This window comes from Pseudomonas sp. GL-B-12, from assembly GCF_019955895.1.
GTDB lineage: Bacteria > Pseudomonadota > Gammaproteobacteria > Pseudomonadales > Pseudomonadaceae > Aquipseudomonas.
In genome coordinates this window covers 44,877-64,281 of record NZ_JAHBCX010000017.1, presented here as the reverse complement: position 1 = coordinate 64,281, position 19,405 = coordinate 44,877, and the positions used below count along the sequence as shown (strand labels likewise).

Annotated in this window: 14 protein-coding genes; 13 read left to right on the top strand and 1 reads right to left on the bottom strand. The window is 61.5% G+C overall.

Going from position 1 to position 19,405, the window contains the following annotated elements; genetic code table 11:
• Nucleotides 1-10 precede the first annotated feature (10 nt).
• From KGA85_RS10915 to KGA85_RS10900, 4 genes are read left to right on the top strand one after another with little or no spacing between them, the layout of a single operon-like run.
• Entirely contained in the window at nt 11-1,342 is a 1,332-nt protein-coding gene (locus tag KGA85_RS10915) for an MFS transporter (protein ID WP_223454605.1), read from the top strand.
• A complete protein-coding gene (locus KGA85_RS10910; RefSeq protein WP_223454603.1) occupies nt 1,339-2,001 on the top strand; it encodes a DsbA family oxidoreductase in 663 nt (220 codons plus the stop codon). Before KGA85_RS10915 ends, KGA85_RS10910 begins: the two co-directional genes overlap by 4 nt.
• A complete protein-coding gene (locus tag KGA85_RS10905; protein WP_223454601.1) occupies nt 1,998-2,324 on the top strand; it encodes a Rieske (2Fe-2S) protein in 327 nt (108 codons plus the stop codon). Before KGA85_RS10910 ends, KGA85_RS10905 begins: the two co-directional genes overlap by 4 nt.
• The gene (locus KGA85_RS10900; RefSeq protein ID WP_223443405.1) at nt 2,321-3,331 is read left to right on the top strand and encodes a YeiH family protein; all 1,011 of its coding nucleotides are present in this window, start codon (nt 2,321-2,323) and stop codon (nt 3,329-3,331) included. Before KGA85_RS10905 ends, KGA85_RS10900 begins: the two co-directional genes overlap by 4 nt.
• Nucleotides 3,332-3,462: 131 nt before the next feature.
• Here KGA85_RS10900 and KGA85_RS10895 read toward each other — a convergent pair whose 3' ends face one another.
• Nucleotides 3,463-4,482: an AraC family transcriptional regulator gene (locus tag KGA85_RS10895; protein ID WP_223443402.1), complete on the bottom strand. Its 1,020-nt coding sequence runs from the start codon at nt 4,480-4,482 to the stop codon at nt 3,463-3,465.
• A 257-nt stretch (nt 4,483-4,739) separates the two neighbouring features.
• Here KGA85_RS10895 and KGA85_RS10890 point away from each other — a divergent pair, with 257 nt between their 5' ends.
• From KGA85_RS10890 to KGA85_RS10850, 9 genes are all read left to right on the top strand, one after another.
• Nucleotides 4,740-5,294 carry an RBBP9/YdeN family alpha/beta hydrolase gene (locus tag KGA85_RS10890; protein ID WP_223454600.1) on the top strand — a complete coding sequence of 185 codons (555 nt, stop codon included), beginning with the start codon at nt 4,740-4,742 and terminating at the stop codon, nt 5,292-5,294.
• Nucleotides 5,295-5,405: 111 nt separating this feature from the next.
• Nucleotides 5,406-7,277: a DUF1302 domain-containing protein gene (locus KGA85_RS10885; RefSeq protein ID WP_223531931.1), complete on the top strand. Its 1,872-nt coding sequence runs from the start codon at nt 5,406-5,408 to the stop codon at nt 7,275-7,277.
• Between the two features lie 39 nt (nt 7,278-7,316).
• A complete protein-coding gene (locus tag KGA85_RS10880) occupies nt 7,317-8,672 on the top strand; it encodes a DUF1329 domain-containing protein (protein ID WP_223454596.1) in 1,356 nt (451 codons plus the stop codon).
• 156 nt (nt 8,673-8,828) lie between these two features.
• The gene (locus tag KGA85_RS10875) at nt 8,829-9,917 is read left to right on the top strand and encodes a WD40/YVTN/BNR-like repeat-containing protein (RefSeq protein ID WP_223454594.1); all 1,089 of its coding nucleotides are present in this window, start codon (nt 8,829-8,831) and stop codon (nt 9,915-9,917) included.
• A gap of 16 nt (nt 9,918-9,933) precedes the next feature.
• Nucleotides 9,934-12,498 carry an efflux RND transporter permease subunit gene (locus KGA85_RS10870; RefSeq protein WP_223454592.1) on the top strand — a complete coding sequence of 855 codons (2,565 nt, stop codon included), beginning with the start codon at nt 9,934-9,936 and terminating at the stop codon, nt 12,496-12,498.
• Complete coding sequence (locus KGA85_RS10865; protein ID WP_223454590.1) at nt 12,491-14,269, top strand: acyl-CoA dehydrogenase C-terminal domain-containing protein; 1,779 nt, start codon at nt 12,491-12,493, stop codon at nt 14,267-14,269. The genes KGA85_RS10870 and KGA85_RS10865 overlap by 8 nt, the downstream gene beginning before the upstream one ends.
• Before the next feature lie 17 nt (nt 14,270-14,286).
• Nucleotides 14,287-15,930 carry a fatty acid--CoA ligase gene (locus KGA85_RS10860; RefSeq protein ID WP_223454588.1) on the top strand — a complete coding sequence of 548 codons (1,644 nt, stop codon included), beginning with the start codon at nt 14,287-14,289 and terminating at the stop codon, nt 15,928-15,930.
• A gap of 54 nt (nt 15,931-15,984) precedes the next feature.
• Nucleotides 15,985-18,096 carry a 3-hydroxyacyl-CoA dehydrogenase NAD-binding domain-containing protein gene (locus KGA85_RS10855; protein WP_223543106.1) on the top strand — a complete coding sequence of 704 codons (2,112 nt, stop codon included), beginning with the start codon at nt 15,985-15,987 and terminating at the stop codon, nt 18,094-18,096.
• 57 nt (nt 18,097-18,153) lie between these two features.
• Nucleotides 18,154-19,341 (top strand): acetyl-CoA C-acyltransferase, encoded by a 1,188-nt coding sequence (locus KGA85_RS10850; protein WP_223454584.1) that lies wholly within the window; start codon nt 18,154-18,156, stop codon nt 19,339-19,341.
• Nucleotides 19,342-19,405: the final 64 nt, after the last annotated feature.

Below are 19,405 nucleotides of genomic sequence, written 5' to 3'. Positions count from 1 at the left end.
AGGAGGCAGCATGGCGATTCACCACAGTACAGTGGCCGATGAAATGGATACTTCGATTGGCATTCCGCGACGGTACGCCTGGATTGTGTTTGTGCTGACCTTTGGCTTGTTGATTTCCGATTACATGTCACGGCAGGTACTCAATGCCGTGTTCCCGATTCTCAAGAACGAGTGGACGCTGAGCGACGGCCAACTCGGTCTGCTGAGCGGTATTGTCGCCCTGATGGTTGGCCTGCTCACTATTCCCCTGTCGATGCTGGCCGACCGCTTTGGCCGGGTCAAGAGTCTGGCGCTGATGGCCTTGCTGTGGAGCCTGGCCACCCTGGGCTGTGCCCTGGCACAGAACTATCAGGAGATGTTGATTGCGCGCTTCATGGTGGGTGTCGGCGAGGCTGCCTACGGTAGCGTCGGCATTGCCGTGGTGGTGTCGGTGTTCCCCAAGAACATGCGTGCGACCCTCGCCAGTGCCTTCATGGCGGGCGCCATGTTTGGCTCGGTGTTGGGCATATCCATCGGCGGGGCGGTAGCCGTCAAGCTGGGGTGGCGTTGGTCGTTCGCCAGTATGGCGCTGTTTGGCCTGCTGCTGGCGGCGCTTTACCCGATCATCGTCAAGGAAGCGCGAATTGCCCCGCAGCGCCTCGCCGAAGTCGGGAGCAAGACTAAAGTGGCGGTCAAGCGTCCGCTGCGCACCCTGTACGGCACCCGTTCGGTTATTGCCGCGTATATCGCCAGCGGCCTGCAGACATTCGTTGCCGGTAGCATGATTGTGTGGATGCCGAGCTATTTCAACCGCTACTACGGGATGAGCGAGGGCAAGGCCGGTGCCATGGCAGGCGTCATGGTGCTGTGCTGCGGTACCGGGGCGATTCTCTGCGGCATGCTCAGTGATCGCCTGTGCCGTCAATCGCCGCTGCGCAAGATCGAGATTTCCATGGTGTTCTGCCTGGGCAGTTGCCTGCTGATGTCGCTGGCTTTGGTTCAGTCGGTCGGTCCTGTCCAGTTGGGGCTGATCGGCCTGGCCATGTTGTTCGTGACGGGCACCAACGGCCCGACCATTGCCACGATTGCGAACCTGACTCACTACAAGGTGCACGGCACCGCTTTTGCCACCCTGACCCTGGTCAATAATATGCTCGGCCTGGCCCCGGGGCCTTTCGTCACCGGCAGGGTGTCCGATCTTATCGGACTGCACGGGGCCTTCCAGCTGGTACCGCTGATGAGCATTGCGGCAGCGGCGGTGTTCTTCTATATCCGCTGTCACTATCTCGATGACATGGCCCGTGTGCAGGGTGAGGCGGTCGATCAAGCGCCCGCTAAAGCGGTGATGGAGGTGTCGCCGTGACGAGGGTATTGCGTGTTGATGCGTTCTTCGACTTCATTTGCCCCTGGTGCCTGATCGGCAAGCGTCAGCTCAATCGCGCACTCGCGAAGTTGCGCGCCAGCCACCCGGAGATCGAGTTGGAGCTAGTCTGGCATGGCGTGCAGTTGCTGCCGCACCTGCCGGCGCAGGGTGTGCCTTTTGTCGAGTTCTACCAAAAGCGCCTGGGCAGTGCCGAGGCCGTGCAAGCACGCCAGGCGCAAGTCCGGCAGGCCGCAGCCGCCGTAGGCTTGAGCATCGACTTCAGTAGCATCAAGACGATGCCCAATACCGCCGATGCCCATCGGCTGTTGGAGTGCGCCACTGAACTGGGGAGCGTGGCGCAGCGTGACGCCTTGCTGGAGCAGCTGTTCGCCGCCTATTTTCATCGCGGCAAGGACCTCGCAGACAGTGCCACCCTGTTGGCGATCGCCGAGTCCTGTGGCTATCCGCGCGCGGCCCTGGCCGACTGTCTGCTGGGTGCTCGCTGCCCCTTCGATGATGACGGGATGGGCGCCCGGGGGGTGCCTTATTTCATCTTCAACCGGCGCCAGGTGGTGTCCGGTGCGCAGTCGGCCGAGGTGCTGTTGCAGGCCATGCACCAAGCCCTTGCGCAAGACGTGACCGGGAGTCAATCGGCATGAGCCGGCGCATTGCGGTGCCGCCCGAGAAAGTCCCGGCACTTGGCATGCGCACGCTGTTCGAGCCGGCGGGCAGCAGCCTGGCATTGTTCAATGTCGCCGGCCAGCTCTACGCCATCGACGACAGCTGTCCGCATCAGGGGGCTTCACTGTGCGGTGGCCGACTTGAGGGCCGGGTGATCCAGTGCTGTGCCCATGGCCTGCGCTTCGACCTGGCGAGCGGCTACCTGCTCAATTCAAACAGCGTGAAGGTTGCCAACTACCCGGTCGAGGTGGTCGACGGCCAAGTGTTCATTGTCATCACTTCCAGGGAGACCGCGTTATGAGTGCCATTGCTCTGGCCTATGTCCATGGCCGCGTACAAGAACGGCTCCCCGGTTTTATCGTCAGCCTGATAGTTGCTGCAGCGGCGAGTTTTCTATCCGAGCACTATGGTGCGCCGGTCATGCTGTTCGCGCTGCTGCTCGGTATGGCACTGAATTTTCTCGCCAGCGACGGCAAGTGCAAGGCCGGTATCGAGTTCACCTCACGAACCGTGCTACGCATCGGCGTAGCGTTGCTGGGCATGCGTATCACCCTCGAACAGATCGCCGCGCTGGGCTGGAAACCGGCGGCCCTGGTGGTGATCTCGGTCGTGGTGACCATCCTCGTCTCGATGGTGGCGGCCAAGGCCATGGGGTTCCAGCGTCTGTTCGGCATGCTCACCGGTGGCGCTACGGCCATTTGCGGTGCCTCCGCGGCGCTAGCGCTGGCGGCGTCTTTTCCCAACCATCCGCAGAAAGAGCGCGCCACGCTGTTCACCGTAATTGGCGTGTCGGCACTGTCGACCCTGGCCATGATCGTCTACCCGATGATCGCCAACTGGCTCGAGCTGAATCCCCAGTTGGCCGGGGTGTTCCTCGGCGCCACCATTCACGACGTTGCCCAGGTGGTGGGTGCCGGCTACAGCATGTCTACCGAGACTGGCGATACCGCCACTGTGGTCAAGTTGATGCGAGTGGCCATGCTCCTGCCGGTGATCGTTTGCGCAGCGATGATTTCCCGTACGCAGGGCGTCGATCCGACGGGTAAACGACCGCCGTTGCTACCCTGGTTCGCCGTGGGCTTCCTGATTCTCGCGTGCGTCAACAGTACTGGCTGGGTCGTCCCGGCAGTGCAGGGATTGACCAACGAACTGTCGCGCTGGTGCCTGGTCATCGCCATTAGCGCCCTGGGCATGAAGACCCGGCTCAAGGAGCTTGCCGCGGTGGGTATCAAGCCCATCCTGCTGATGGTGGGGGAGACGGTCTTCCTGATTGCTCTGGTGCTGTTACTGATGCGCTGGGGTTTGTAAACCTACGCGCTATCGAGGATTGCGCGACTCACTGGACAGCGCGAACGTGAGTCAAGTGTCGTACCCCGCAAGTGCTCCATTTACGGTCGTCTGTTCCAGCAGATGACCGTTTTTTTTTGCTGCGGGGCGCATCAGCTGTCTTTGCGCGGCACGATCTTGCGCTCACTGCGCCAGGCGGCTGGCGGCATGTTGAACTGGGAAATGAACCAGCGCGTGAATGAATTGGGCATGGAGTAGCCGAGCATGTCGGCGATCCGTCCCAGCGAGTACCCGGGGTTCTCCAGGTAGCGAACCACCAGGTCGCGGCGCACGCTACTGATCAACTCACTGAAGCTGGCCCCTTCTTCGTCCAGGCGGCGCTGCAGGGTGCGTACGTTCATACCCAGGCTCTGGGCGATCTGCGCAATGGTGGCGCGACCCATGGGGAGCAACATGTAAATGGATTTGCGCACGTCGAATGCCACGGAGTGGTCGTTTTTGCCCAGCAGCGAATCCATGTAGCGCTGCGCGTGACGGGCCATGGCCGCATTGGCCAGAGGGTTGGCGGTGTCGAGGTTGGCGGCATGACAAACGATGCCGTTGAACTCGCAGCCGAACTCCACCTTGCAGCCGAAGATCCGTCGATGCACGGACAGGTCTGTCGGAGCTTCATGGGAGAAACAGACATTGATCGGGTGCCAGTGCGCGCCGAGCAGGGCTGCGCAAAAGCGGTGCATCACGGCGATGGCCAATTCGATGGATTGGCGATTGTTGGTGCCCATGTCGGTAACCAGTTCTTCGCGAATGATCACCGTACTACCAGTTTCCTCAATGTAGATCGCCAGTGACTCATTGATCTGCTGACGATAGTGCACGATCACATTCAGCGCATCGCGCAGCGTGTTCTGGTGACTGAGCAGCAGACTCACTTCACCAAAGTCCGCGAGTTGACGCAGCTCGGCCATGCGCAGGCCGAGGGTTTCACAACCACTCAGGCGCGCCGACTTCTCCAGCAGGATGATGCTGGCGGTGGCCGGGATGCGTTGACTCGGATCACTCAAAAGCGCAGGGCTCAAGCCCACTTCGGCTAACAGGGTGATCGCGTTCAGCCGTAGATGGCGAGCCACATCCAGGTAATTGGTCAGTACGGCGGTTCGTGCTTGTACGGGCATGGCGTGGATACATTCCATGTTGTGACAAATGAGATCTCGCTGTCGCAGTTGCCTGCCAGTTATAGAGGCTTGGCCGTGAAATGAAAAGCGCTTGGCGTCGTAAAGCTGTCGGGTCGATTCTGAGGCGCTGTCATCAAAAGGGAAGTGGCTGACGCTAAATGTAACCCGCTCCGACAAGGCGAATCCTACTGTGCTGCTGGCAGGGTTCGAAATATTGGCGGACCCGCTCGATGGATTGTTCAAGGGTGAATAGCGCGATGAATGACACCACGATTTTGATAGTTCCGGGCTTGCGCGATCATGTGCCGGCACATTGGCAAACGCTGCTGGCAACCAGGTTGGACAAGGTTCGCTCAGTACCGCCACTGGAAGACAACAAGCTCAGTCTGGCGGCACGAGTGGACGCGATCCAGCACGAGCTGGAGAAGATTTCCGGCCCGGTGATCCTGGTGGCTCACAGTGCCGGTGTGCTGATGGTGGTGCACTGGGCCGCCCGTCATGACCGCCCGATCAAGGGCGCCTTGTTGGCCGCACCGCCTGACCTTGAGGCCAAATGGCCAATAGGTTATCCGACCTCCGAGAGCCTGCGGGCCAATGGCTGGGATCCGCTGCCAAAAGGGCCTCTGCCATTCCCTGCGATCGTCGCGGCCAGTACCAACGACCACCTTGCGAGCCTGGAGTCGGTGACCCAAATGGCCCGTCACTGGGGCAGCGAACTGGTCAACCTCGGTGCCGTAGGCCATCTCAATCCAGCAGCCGGATACGGCGAGTGGCCGCAGGCCGAAGACTTTATCCGCACGCTGGATCGCTAGACGCAAGCACCTGAATAAAACCACCTGAAGAAGCTCGCATCACCGCCAGGACCTGATGTGGGCCGTTGTTAGAGCCAAAAAACAAAAACAACAAAAAACGGAGACAACGTAATGCACACCACGACAGGGCAGAGCCCTCTGCGTCGCAGTCTGCTGGCTACCGCCACGCTGCTCGCTTCCATGCCGGCTGCCTATGCCTTTGAACTGAACAATGGCAGTGAAGATTGGGCCGTGCGCTTCGATAACACCCTCAAGGCCAGTTACGGTCAACGGGTGCAAGGTCAGAATTCGAAGATTGCCAACGCCGCCAACTATAACGACGGCGACAAAAACTTCAGCGTCGGCAGTGCTGTGACCCAGCGGGTCGATCTGCTGACCGAGCTCGATGTGGTCTACCAACGGAAGATGGGTTTTCGTGTCAGCGCCGCGAGCTGGTATGACCATGCCTATGACGATGTCGGTTCCAACTCCAACCCTTTTCCAGGGCAGGCGGGCAATGCGGGTAACCTGGTTGCGGCTCGTCAGTCCGGCTCTATTCAGCCTGGCGACTCGCTGAACGGCCACGTTGCACGCAAGCATGGGCTGAGCAACTACAGCGACCGTTATTACAACGGCCCCTCCGGTGAGATCCTTGATGCCTTTGTGTTCTACAGCACCGAGGTCGGCGAGGAGTCGATGTTCAGCAGCAAGCTCGGCAGGCACAACATGTTCTGGGGCGAGACCCTGTTCAACGCGGCCAACGGCATCAACTACGGTCAGTCGGCCCTGGACCTGGCCAAGTTGTACAACGTGCCGGGCACCGAAACCAAGGAACTGTTCCTCCCGCGCAACCAGCTTTCCATGTCGTTCACCGTCAATCCAGAACTGACCCTGGGCGCGCAGTACTTCCTGGAGTTCCGCAACACCCGTCTGCCTGAGGGTGGGACCTATATGGGCGGCTACGACATGTTCGGCGAAGGTGGGGAGGTGTTCTGGCTGCCGGTACCGACGGCGCTGAACGGGGCCGGTGCTTTTTTCGGTACGCCGCGCGGGCATGACGTCAAGCCAAACAACTCCGGCGACTTCGGGCTGATGGCCAAGTGGAGTCCGGAGTGGCTGGACGGCACCTTGGGCTTCTACTACCGCAACACCTCGGACCCGATGCCAGTGGTGCTGGTCAATGCGCCCAACCTGCAACAGCCAGGTCTGCCGGGGCTCGCGGGTGCCGAATACCTGGCCGCTTATGCCGATGACATCGACATCTACGGCATCAGCCTGTCGAAAAATGTGGGTCCGGTCAGCGTCGGGCTTGATGTGAACTATCGCGAGAACATGCCGCTGCTGAGCAATTTCACCACCATCAACCCGACCTTGAGTGCACAGGCTGCGCAGGGGCTGGTCAACGGCGACAACCTTATCGGTGCCGTGCCGGGCAGAGGTGACACCGGAACGGCCCGTGGCAAGACTTTCCACGTGGTACTCAATGGCCTGGTGAGTTTCGGCAATACCCCGTTGTGGGACTCGTCCTCGCTGGCTGTAGAAGGTTCCATGACTCATCTGGTCAGCGTCGACAAGGGCGAGCAGTCCTTCAAGGGCAATTCCAGCTACCGGGGCATCGACAAAGTCGACACCAATGCCTACTCCATCGCGACCAACTTCACCCCGACCTGGTTCCAGGTATTCCCGGGTGTCGATATGTCCATGCCCGTCTCCTACAACGTCGGCCTCAAGGGCAACTCGGCTGTCCAGTTGGGTGGCAGCGAGAACGCCGGCAGCTACTCCGTAGGCATCGCCGCGGACGTCTATCAAAAGTACAAATTCGACCTGAAGTACGTGGATTCTTTTGGTCCTTTCAATACCTGTGAAACCGGGCTCGATAACAACACCCCCGGCAGTAGTGGGCAGTACCGCTGCATTCCCGGCCAGATCACTTCGCAGGCAGGCCTGGCGCCGCTGCTGAAGGATCGCGGGATGCTCACGGCCTCGTTCAAAACCACCTTCTGATTGACGCTCAGATCACAAAAACAAGTGGAGAGAATTCAGATGAAATTGCTAAATAGCGTGTTGGCAGCTTCCCTGGCGGCTGTCATTGCCGGTCAGGCCCAAGCGGCTGTATCGGCTCAGGAAGCAGCCAGGTTGGGCACCAGCCTGACCAATGTGGGCGCCGAGATGGCAGCTAATGCCGATGGTTCGATTCCTGCCTACAAAGGCGGCCTGACCACCCCGCCAGCCGGCTTCAAGGCGGGCGACGGCATGCGTCCGGACCCGTTTGCCGACGAGAAGCCGCTGTTGGTCATCGATGGCAAGAACGTTGACCAGTACAAGAGCCAGTTGACCGCCACCACGGCAGAGCTTGCCAGGCGCTATCCCACTTACCACATCAATGTGTATCCGACCCATCGCACTGTCGCCCTGCCTCAGGCAGTGCTGGACAACAGCGTGAAAAATGCCACCGGTACCCAGTCCATCAATGGCGGTCTGTCCATCGATAACTTGCTGCCCGGCGTGCCGTTCCCGATCCCGACCTCGGGCAGTGAAGCCATGTGGAACCACCTGCTGCGCGTAGGGGGCAATCGCAATGTCAAATATGACTCCTGGAATGTTGACTCGGCGGGTGTACCGACACTGTCCACCACGGCGCTGTCGTTCTCGAACTATCCGATCTACGACGACATGTCGAAGCCGTTCAAGAGCACTGACGTGTTCTTTCAGATGAAGCTGTATTACACCGGTCCCGCGCGCCGTGCGGGAGAGGCAATCATGCTCAAGGACACTGCCAACCCATTGGAGCAGCCACGCCGCAGCTGGCAGTACCTGCCTGGCCAGCGTCGAGTGAAGCTGGCGCCGGACTTGGCCTATGACACGCCTAACCCTGGTACGGGCGGTGCCGGTACTTACGACGACGTGTTCGTGTTCAACGGCGCGTTGGACCGCTTCGACTGGAAGCTGGTGGGCAAGCAGGAAATGGTCGTGCCCTACAACACCTACAAGCTGACTTACGCTGTGGACGCCAAGCAACTGACGACCCCCAACCACATCGCATCTGACTTTGTGCGCTGGGAGAAACACCGCGTCTGGGTGGTGGAAGGCACGCTCAAATCCGGCGCGCGGCACATCTACCAGAAGCGCCGCATGTACCTGGATGAAGACAGCTGGATCGCTTTGGCTTCTGACCAGTATGACTCCAGCGGCAAGCTCTACCGTGGCTCCTTCGCCTTCCTCAGCCAGAGTTACGACAAAAACATCCCCGATGTCTCGCCTTTCATGATCTACGACCTGGTGGGCGGTTCCTACAACATCAACGGCATCACGGGCGCGTACGGCGGCATCAAGTACATCGAGTCTCTGTCGAAGGCGCAGTGGGCTCCGGATGCGCTGGCAGCGTCCGGCATCCGCTAAGCGTCAGGCGATAACAGTCCGGGGCGATCGGTAGAGATCCCCCGGCAGAGTGACTGGAAGATGGACGGCCTGAGCGTCGTTCGTCCTGGGTTGCCGACTCCGACGCCGGGCTGTACCTCGTGTGCTTTCCGGTGCCGTTTTCCTAGAAGGTGCGGTATGGGTTCCTTGAAAAATTTCGTGCTGGCGCTGCTGTGCTCGATGCTGGCGTTATCGCAGGGTGTCGCTCAGGCGGCCGGTTATGCCGATGTGCTGGATCTGCCAGCCAAGCCGAGTCCCTTGGCCGTGCGTAGCCCCTTGATCGGCATCGCTCGCGCCGGTGAGCGCCTGGTCACCGTTGGCCAGCGTGGCCATATTCTTTACTCCGATGACGCTGGCAAGCAGTGGCTGCAGGCCAGCGTTCCGCTGAGCAGCGATCTGACAGCGGTGTTTTTTCCTTCCGCGAAACAGGGCTGGGCGGTCGGTAACGACGGTGTCGTGCTGCACAGCAGCGATGCCGGCACCACCTGGCACAAGCAGCTCGATGGTCGTCAGATCGGCGCCTTGCTGGTCAAGCATTATGAAGCGCTGGCCAGTGCCCAGCCGGCCAACGAGCAGTGGCCGTTGCTGGTCGCCGAGGGTCAGCGCCTGGTCGAGCAGGGCGCCGACAAGCCGTTCCTCGATGTGTGGTTCGCCAACGACAAAACCGGCTATGTGGTCGGGGTGTTCAACCTGATCCTGCGCACCGACGATGGTGGCCTGACCTGGACCCCATTCCAGGACCGCACCGACAACCCCCAGGGTTTCCACCTCAACGCCATCGCCTCCACCGGCGACGGTTTGTACATCGCCGGCGAGCAAGGCCTGTTGCTCAAATGGGACGACAGCGCCCAACGCTTCGCCGCCGTGCCAACGCCTTATCAGGGCAGCTTCTTCGGCGTGCTCGGCAAGCCTGGCGAAGTGCTGGTCTACGGCTTGCGCGGCAATGTGCTGCGCAGCACCGATGGCGGCCAGAACTGGACCGCGCTGGACACCAGCCTGCACGTCAGCATCACCGCCGGCCTGATTGATGCCCGTGGTCATTACCGCCTGTTCACCCAGGGTGGGCAGATGCTGGTCAGCCAGGGCACTGGCGCGCAACTGCATCTGGTGCAGCAACCGGCACCGACGCCGATAGCCGGCGCCACCCAGTCCGCCGCTGGTGCCTTGGTGCTGGCCGGCAGCCGTGGTGCGCGGACGTTGTCCGTCGACCCAGCCCTCGAACCTTAAGAGCGAGAACCCAGACATGGGCAATATCAAACAAGACGCCATGCCGGTGATCCGCGAGCTGCGTGACTTCGATCGGTGCTCTGGCAACCGGCTGGAGCGGCTGGTGTTCAACTTCCGCCCGCTGTTCATGCTGCTGATGGCGCTGGCCACCGTGGTGCTGGGCTACATGGCGCTGACCCGTCTGGAACTGCGGCCCAGCTTCGAGAAGATGATTCCGCAGAGCCAGCCGTACATCCAGAATTTCCTGGAGAACCGCCAGTCGCTGCGCGGCCTGGGCAACTCGGTGCGGGTGGTGGTCGAAAACACCCAGGGCGATATTTTCGACCCCGGTTACCTGGACGTACTCAAGCAGGTCAACGACCAGTTGTTCCTCACTGAAGGAGTCGACCGCTCCTGGATGAAGTCGCTATGGAGCCCAGGGGTGCGCTGGACCGAAGTCACTCAGGAAGGCTTCCAGGGTGGGCCGGTGATGCCCGACGCCTACCAGGGCAAGCCTGAGCAAATCGAACAGTTGCGCCAGAACATTTCTCGCGCCGGCATCGTCGGCAGCCTGGTGGCCAGCGACTACAAGTCGAGCATGCTGATCGTGCCATTGCTGGACAAGGCCTCGGCCACTGGCCAGAGCATCAACTACCACCAGTTCTCGCGGTTACTCGAAGAACAGCTGCGCGACAAGATCGAGTTCGCCGGTGACAGTGCGGCGCGCAAGGCCGGGGCAGAGGGCACGGGCCAGTACAAGGTGCGGGTGATCGGTTTCGCCAAACTGATGGGCGACCTGATCGACGGCCTGATCCAGGTGATGATGTTCTTCGGTCTGGCGGTCGTCACGTCGCTGTTGATTATCTATGCCTACACCCGTTGCGTGCGCAGCACCCTGCTGGTGGTCGGCTGCTCGCTGATCGCGGTGGTCTGGCAATTGGGCATCGTCGCCTGGCTGGGTTATGCCATCGATCCGTACTCGGTGCTGGTGCCGTTCCTGATCTTCGCCATCGGCGTGTCCCACGCCGCACAGAAGATGAACGGCATCATGCAGGACATCGCCCGTGGCACCCATAAACTGATTGCCGCGCGCTACACCTTTCGCCGCCTGTTCATTGCCGGCGTCACCGCGCTGCTGGCCGACGCCGTGGGTTTCGCCGTGCTGATGCTGATCGATATCCCGGTGATCCAGGATCTGGCGATCACCGCCAGCATTGGCGTCGCGGTGCTGATTTTTACCTCCTTGCTGCTGATGCCGGTGGCGCTGTCTTACATCGGTGTCGGCGCCAAGGCCGCCGAGCGTGCGCTGAAAATCGACACTCGTGCAGAGAAGCACAAAGGCTTCGGCAAACTGTGGGACGCGCTCGATCGCTTCACCACGCGCAAGTGGGCCACGGGGGCGGTATTGGTGGCCACGCTGATGGGCATCGGCGGCTTCATGATCAGCCTGCAACTGAAAATCGGCGACCTCGACAGCGGGGCGCCGGAGTTGCGTGCCGATTCGCGCTATAACCGCGACAACGCCTACATCACCAGCCACTACGCACTGTCCAGCGATATGTTCGCGGTGATGATCAAGACGGCGCCGGAAGGCTGCCTGAACTACCAGACACTGGTCCTCGCCGACCGTCTGGCCTGGGAGCTGCAACAGTATCCGGGCGTGCAGGCGACGTCTTCGCTGGTCAACGCGGTGCGCCAGATTACGGCCGGCACCTATGAAGGCAATCCCAAGCTCAACAGCATCCAGCGCAACCAGGACGTGCTGAACTATGCCGCGCAACAAGCCTCGGTCAACTCGCCTGAGTTGTTCAACAACGACTGCTCGCTGATGCCGGTGATTGCCTTTCTCACTGACCACAAGGCTGAGACGCTGGACGCGGTGGTGGCGATTGCCGACAAGTTCGCCAAGGAAAACAGCACCAAGGATCGTCAGTTTCTGCTGGCCGCCGGTAGTGCCGGCATCGAGGCCGCGACCAACATCGTGGTGCGCGAAGCCAACCGCACCATGCTGTTTTACGTGTATGCCGCGGTGACGCTGTTCTGCCTGATCACCTTCCGTAGCTGGCGCGCCACGCTGGTGGCCCTGTTGCCGCTGGTGCTGACCTCGATCCTCTGCGAAGCCTTGATGGTGGTGATGGGCATCGGCGTGAAAGTCGCGACCCTGCCGGTGATCGCCCTCGGCGTCGGGATCGGTGTGGATTACGCGCTGTATTTGCTCAGCGTTCAGCTGTACCACCAGCGCCAGGGTCTGTCGCTGGCGGATGCCTACCGAAAAGCGGTGTCGTTCACCGGTCGGGTGGTCGGGCTGGTGGGCATCACCCTGGCTGCCGGGGTGGTGTGCTGGGTCTGGTCGCCGATCAAGTTCCAGGCCGACATGGGTATCCTGCTGACCTTCATGTTCCTGTGGAACATGCTCGGCGCGCTGATCCTCATTCCCGCTCTGTCGTACTTCCTGTTGCGCGGGCCCTCGCTGAACCGTCGTACGGCCTCGGATGAGCCAGTGGTGCATGAGTCGCTGCTGCCCGTCAGTGAGACCGGCCATCCGCAAAAAACAGGCATGCCTCATGCCCTCACATTGACCGAGCAAGCCCACCATGTCTGATTACAAAGCCCCATTGCGCGACATGCGCTTCGTACTCAATGAAGTCCTCGAGGTGTCCAGGCTCTGGGCACAACTGCCCGGTCTGGCCGAGGCAGTCGACGAAGCAACGGCTGCCGCCATCCTCGAAGAGGCCGGCAAGATCAGTGCTGGCAGCATCGCACCGCTGCGCCGCAGTGGCGACGAGCAAGGTTGCTCCTGGAACAATGGCACAGTGAAAGTCCCGGAGGGTTTTGCCGAGGCCTATCAAGCCTTCGCCGACGGCGGTTGGGTCGGTGTCGGTGGCAACCTGCAGTTCGGTGGCATGGGCATGCCCAAGGTGATCTGCGCCCAGGTCGAGGAAATGGTCACCTCGGCCAACCTGTCGTTCGGCCAGTACCCGATGCTGACCGCCGGTGCCTGCCTGTCGCTCGATGCGCATGCCAGCGAAGGCCTGAAAAAGAAGTACCTGCCCAATATGTATGCCGGGGTCTGGAGCGGCTCCATGTGCCTGACCGAGGCCCATGCCGGCACTGACCTGGGGCTGATTCGCACCCGGGCCGAGCCCCAGTCCGACGGTAGCTACAAGGTCAGCGGGAGCAAGATTTTCATCACCGGTGGCGAACACGATCTGACCGGGAACATCATCCACCTGGTGCTGGCGCGACTGCCGGATGCACCCGCGGGGCCCAAAGGCATTTCGCTGTTCCTGGTGCCGAAAGTGCTGGTCAATGACGACGGTTCGCTGGGCGAGCGTAATTCGCTGTCCTGCGGTTCCATCGAACACAAGATGGGCATCAAGGCGTCCGCCACCTGCGTGATGAACTTTGACGGGGCGACGGGCTGGATCGTCGACGCACCGAACAAGGGCCTGGCGGCGATGTTCACCATGATGAACTACGAACGCCTGGGCGTGGGTATCCAGGGCCTGGCGCAGGGCGAACGCTCGTACCAGAGCGCCGTCGAGTATGCCCGTGATCGTCTGCAGAGCCGTGCGCCAACCGGTGCGCAGCACCAGGATCAGGCCGCCGACCCGATCATCGTGCATCCGGACGTGCGGCGCATGCTGTTGACCATGAAAGCCTTGAACGAGGGCGGGCGGGCGTTTTCCAGCTACGTGGCCCTGCAACTGGACACCGCCAAGTACAGTGAAGACCCGACGGCGCGTACCCGCGCCCAAGAGTTGGTGGCCTTGCTGACCCCGATCGCCAAGGCGTTTCTTACCGACATGGGCCTGGAAACCACCCTGCACGGGCAGATGATTTTCGGCGGCCATGGCTACATCCGCGAGTGGGGCCAGGAGCAGTTGGTGCGCGATGTGCGCATTACCCAGATTTACGAAGGCACCAATGGTATCCAGTCCCTGGACCTGGCCGGGCGCAAGATCGTCGGCAGCGGCGGGGCGCTCTACCGTTTGTTTGCCGCTGAAGTTCGCCACTTCACCGCCAACGCCAGCGCAGAGCTTGGCGAGTTCACCCAACCGTTGAACGCCGCCATGGACACCCTCGACGAACTGACGGCGTGGCTGCTCGACCGGGCCCAGGGCAACCCGAATGAAATCGGCGCGGCCTCAGTCGAGTACCTGCAGGTATTCGGCTACACCACCTATGCCTACATGTGGGCCCTGATGGCCAAAGCGGCCCTGGGCAAACAGACCGACGATGACTTTTACGCCAGCAAACTGGGCACCGCACGCTTCTACTTCGCCCGCCTGCTACCGCGCATCCACTCACTGAGCACTTCGGTCAAAGCCGGTAGCGACAGCCTCTACTCGCTGGATGCGGCGCAGTTCTGAATCAGGAAGGTATAACCATGCTGAAGACAAAAATAATTCCACCGGCACAAGGCGCATACACCTACCCGCTGTTGATCAAGAGCTTGTTGCTGTCAGGGGTGCGATACGAACCTGCCAATGAAATCATCTACGCCGACAAGCTCCGATATAGCTACAGGACCCTCATCGAACGAATCCATCGGCTGGCCAATGCGCTGACGGCGGCCGGGGTCAAGGCCGGGGACACGGTGGCCATGCTCGACTGGGACAGCCATCGCTACCTGGAATGTTTCTTCGCCGTGCCAATGATCGGCGCGGTGCTGCACACGGTGAATATTCGCCTGTCGCAGGAGCAGGTGCTCTACACCATGAACCACGCCGAGGATGACCTGGTGCTGGTGCATGATGATTTCGTGCCCATGATCGAGCAGATTCAGGGGCAACTCACCACCGTCAAAGGCTTCCTCCAGCTCACTGATGACACCGCAGCCAGCACGTCGCTGGCAGTGCTGGGCGAATACGAGCAACTGCTGGCCCAGGCATCGGACCATTACGACTTCCCCGACTTTGATGAAAACTCGGTGGCGACCCTGTTTTACACCACGGGGACCACCGGCACGCCGAAAGGGGTGTATTTCACTCACCGTCAGTTGGTGCTGCATACCTTGAATGCCGTGGGTACCCTGGGCGTTTACCAAAGCCTGCCATTGCTGCGTTCGAATGATGTGTACATGCCGATCACGCCGATGTTCCACGTGCATGCCTGGGGCGTGCCCTATGTCGCGACCCTGATGGGCATCAAGCAGGTGTACCCCGGCCGTTACGAGCCCAATAGCCTGGTGCGGCTTTTTCGTGAAGAGAAGGTCACCTTTTCTCATTGCGTACCGACCGTCCTGCAAATGGTCCTCAACTGTGAGGAAGGCAAGGCGACCCGGTTCGACGGCTGGAAAATGCTCCTGGGCGGCAGTGCGTTGACGTTGGGCATCGCCAGTCAGGCAAGTGCCAAAGGCATTCAGGTCCACAGTGGCTACGGCCTGTCCGAGACCTGTCCGATGCTTTGCCTGAGCTTCCTGCGGGGCGAGGAACTTGAACAGTCCATGCCGGCGCAGTTACCCACTCGCATCAAGACCGGTATGCCGATACCCATGGTCGACATGAACATCATTGATGCCAACGGCCATGCGGTCGCCCATGACGGCGAGTCCCTGGGCGAAATTGTCGTCCGCGCGCCATGGCTGACCCAAGGCTATCTGAAGGCCCCGGAAAAGGGTGCAGAACTGTGGCACGGCGGCTGGCTGCACACCGGCGACCTGGCTTCCATCGATTCGCAAGGCAGGGTGGAAATCAAGGACCGCATCAAGGACGTGATCAAGACGGGTGGCGAGTGGATCAGTTCACTGGACCTGGAGAACCTGATCAGCGAGCACGCGTCGGTCACTTCTGTTGCCGTGGTGGGCATTGCCGATGAGCAATGGGGCGAACGGCCCATGGCTCTGGTGGTGTGTGAACCGGGGCAGTTCGTCGACAAACAGATGCTCGAAGCCCACCTGCAACAGTTCGTGGCCTGTGGCCGCATCAACAAATGGGCAATCCCCAAGCAGTTCAAGTTCGTCGCGGAAATTCCCAAGACCAGCGTCGGCAAGATCAACAAGAAACTGATTCGGGAAAGCGAGTTGAGCTGAGGGAATCGAGCTATTCCACGGCACCCACTCCTTTTTCCGAACGAGAAAACATCCATGAATGACTTGATCCATTATCAAAACGAAGGTCCTCTGGCCCTGATCGGCCTCGCCCGTGCCCCCGTCAACGCCCTGGGCCAGGCTTTGCGCGAACAATTGCTGGAGGCCTGTGACCGCGCCGCCACCGATGCCAGCGTGAAAGCGATTGTGCTCTACGGCGAGGGCTTGGTGTTCAGCGCTGGTGCGGACATCTCCGAGTTCGGTAGCGCCGCGTCGTTCGCCAGGCCGGACCTGCCAGGGCTGCTGACCCGTCTGACTGAATTGGACAAGCCGCTGATTGCCGCCATTGGTGGCCTGGCATTGGGTGGTGGGCTGGAACTCGCCCTGGCCTGCGGCTATCGCGTGGCTGAAGCCGGGGCGCGCCTGGGCTTGCCGGAAATCAAGCTTGGTTTACTGCCAGGTGCCGGTGGCACTCAGCGCCTGCCGCGCCTGATCGGTGCCGAGGCGGCGCTGGATATGATTGCCTCCGGTCAGCCGATCAATGCTAATCGGGCACTGGCGCTGGGACTGCTTGATCGCGTGGCACAAAGCGCTGACAGCTTGCTCGACACGGCCAAGGCGTTGGCCGCAGAACTGATTGCCGCACAGGCACCGGCGCGTCCGACCTGGCCGCAGGCGAGTCCGGGCGCAGCCCTGCCGGTGAATTATTTCGCCGACTATCGCGCCGCCAATCAGTCTCGCTGGAAAGGCCAGAGCGCGCCGCAGCGAGTGGTGACGGCGATCGAAGCAGCCTGCAACCTGCCGTTGGCCGAGGGCTTGGCCAGGGAGGGCGAGCTGTTCAAGGAGGCCGAGGCTTCCAGCGAGTCCGAGGCCCTGCGCCATGTGTTTTTCGCCGAGCGTGAAGTCGGCAAATTGCCGGGTCTGGATGCTGGTACGCCGATCCGTCCTGTCACTCAGGTTGCGGTGATCGGCGCCGGCACCATGGGCGGCGGGATTGCCATGAACTTCGCCAATGCGGGCATGGCGGTGACGCTACTGGAGCTCAAGGCCGATGCCCTGGCACGTGGCCTTGAGCTGATTCGCAAAAACTACGAAACCAGTGTCCAGCGCGGCAAGCTCACGGCCGGGCAGATGGACGAGCGCCTGGCGCTGATCCACGGCACCCTGGACTACGCCGATATCGCCGACTCGGACCTGGTGATCGAAGCCGTTTTCGAGAACCTGTCGATCAAGCAGCAGGTGTTCCGAACCTTGGACGAGGTGTGCAAGGTCGGGGCGATTCTCGCCAGCAATACCTCCACTCTGGATGTCGACGCCATTGCCGCCGTCACGCGCCGGCCGCAGGACGTCGTCGGCCTGCATTTCTTCAGCCCGGCCAACGTCATGCGCCTGCTCGAAGTGGTGCGCGGCACGGCCACGGCCGCTGATGTCCTGGCCACCACGCTGAAGGTCGCCAAGCGCATCGGCAAGATCCCGGTGGTGTCCGGGGTGTGCTTCGGCTTCATCGGCAACCGCATGCTCGAACCCTATTCCCGCGAAGCGCACCGTCTGCTGCTGGAAGGCGCCACGCCTGCGCAGATTGACAAGGTGCTCACCGGTCTTGGTTTGGCGATGGGGGTCATGGCCATGCACGATCTGGCGGGCATCGATGTCAGTTTCCTGGTGCGCGAATCGCGCCGTGACGTCATCGCCCACGATCCCGGCTACTGCAAGCTTGCCGATGCGCTTTACGCACTGGGCCGTTTTGGCCAGAAGAGCAGTCGCGGCTATTACCGCTACGAAGGCCGTGAGCGCAAGGATGACCCTGAAGTGGTTGCCTTGGCCGAGCGCATCGCAGGCGAACTGGGCATTCAGCGCCGCGTCATCAGCGATCAGGAAATTCACGACCGTTGCCTGTTGATGCTGATCAACGAAGGCATCCAGTTGCTCGACGAAGGCATCGCCCGGCGCAGCAGCGATATCGACCTGGTCTGGATCAACGGCTACGGCTTCCCGGCCTGGCGCGGTGGCCCGCTGCACTACGCCGAAGGGCTGGGGTTGGCACAGGCGCTGGAACGTATCGGCCATTACCGCCAGACACTCGGCGCATACGGAGCGATGTGGTTCCAGCCGGCAGCACTGCTTGAGCGCCTGGTGACCAGCGGCAAGACCCGCATCGAACGCATCTGACTTTTCGGCGGCCACTGCACATTGGCCGCCCCGACCCGTCACGCAAGGAATTGCAACATGAAAGAAGCCGTCATTCTCTCCACCGCCCGTACCCCCATCGCCAAGGCTTTCCGCGGCGCGTTCAACACCATCAAGTCACCGACCATGGCCAGCCACGCGATCCGTGCGGCGGTCGAACGTGCCGGTATCGAAGCCGGGGAGATCGAAGACCTGGTCATGGGCACCGCACTGACCAGCGGCACTGCCGGTTTGAACCTCGCACGCATGGCGGCACTGGCCTCGGGCCTGCCGTTGTCGGTCAGCGGGCAGACCCTGGATCGCCAGTGCGCGTCGGGCCTGATGGCCATCGCCACGGCCGCCAAGCAGATTATCGTCGACGGCATGCCGGCCACGATCGGTGCTGGTCAAGAAAACATCAGCGCGGTGCAGAACCGCAACATGGAATGGGCCTACGCCGAGCGCGACCCGCAGGTGGAGCGCAACGCCATCCACGCCTACATGCCCATGCTGCAAACCGCCGAGCTGGTTGCTCAACGCTATGGCATCAGTCGCGAGGCGCAGGACGCCTACGCCCTGCAATCGCAGCAACGCACCGCAGCGGCGCAGCAGGCCGGGCTGTTCGACGGCGAAATCGTTCCGGTCAGCAGCATTCGGCAGGTGATCGACAAAGCCACTGGCGAGGCGCGCCTGGAGGAAGTCACCCTGCGTCAGGATGAAGGCAACCGTCCGCAGACCCGGTTGGAAGACCTGATCAACCTCAAGCCGGTGATCGAGGGCGGCTGCATCACTGCCGGTAACGCCAGTCAGCTGTCGGACGGCGCCAGCGCCTGCGTGCTGATGGATGCGCGTCTGGCCGAGCAGCGCAACCTCAAGCCGCTGGGCCTGTACCGCGGCATCGCGGTCGCCGGCCTGGCTCCGGAAGAGATGGGCATCGGCCCGGTGCTGGCGGTTCCCAAGCTACTCAAGCAACACGGCCTGAAGGTCGACGATATCGGCCTGTGGGAGCTCAACGAGGCGTTTGCCTGCCAGGTGCTTTATTGCCGCGACACCTTGGGCATCGACGACGCCCGATTGAACGTCAATGGCGGCTCCATTGCCATCGGCCACCCTTACGGCATGAGTGGCGCACGTATGGTCGGGCACGCTTTGCTGGAAGGCCGCCGACGCGGCGTGAAGTATGTGGTGGTGACCATGTGCGTTGGCGGCGGCATGGGCGCGGCGGGACTCTTCGAGGTGTTCCAGTAAGCACCTGGGTGCCAGGCCCGCGGCAACGCCGACGGTAAATCCAATCACTGCGCACACGGCTCAC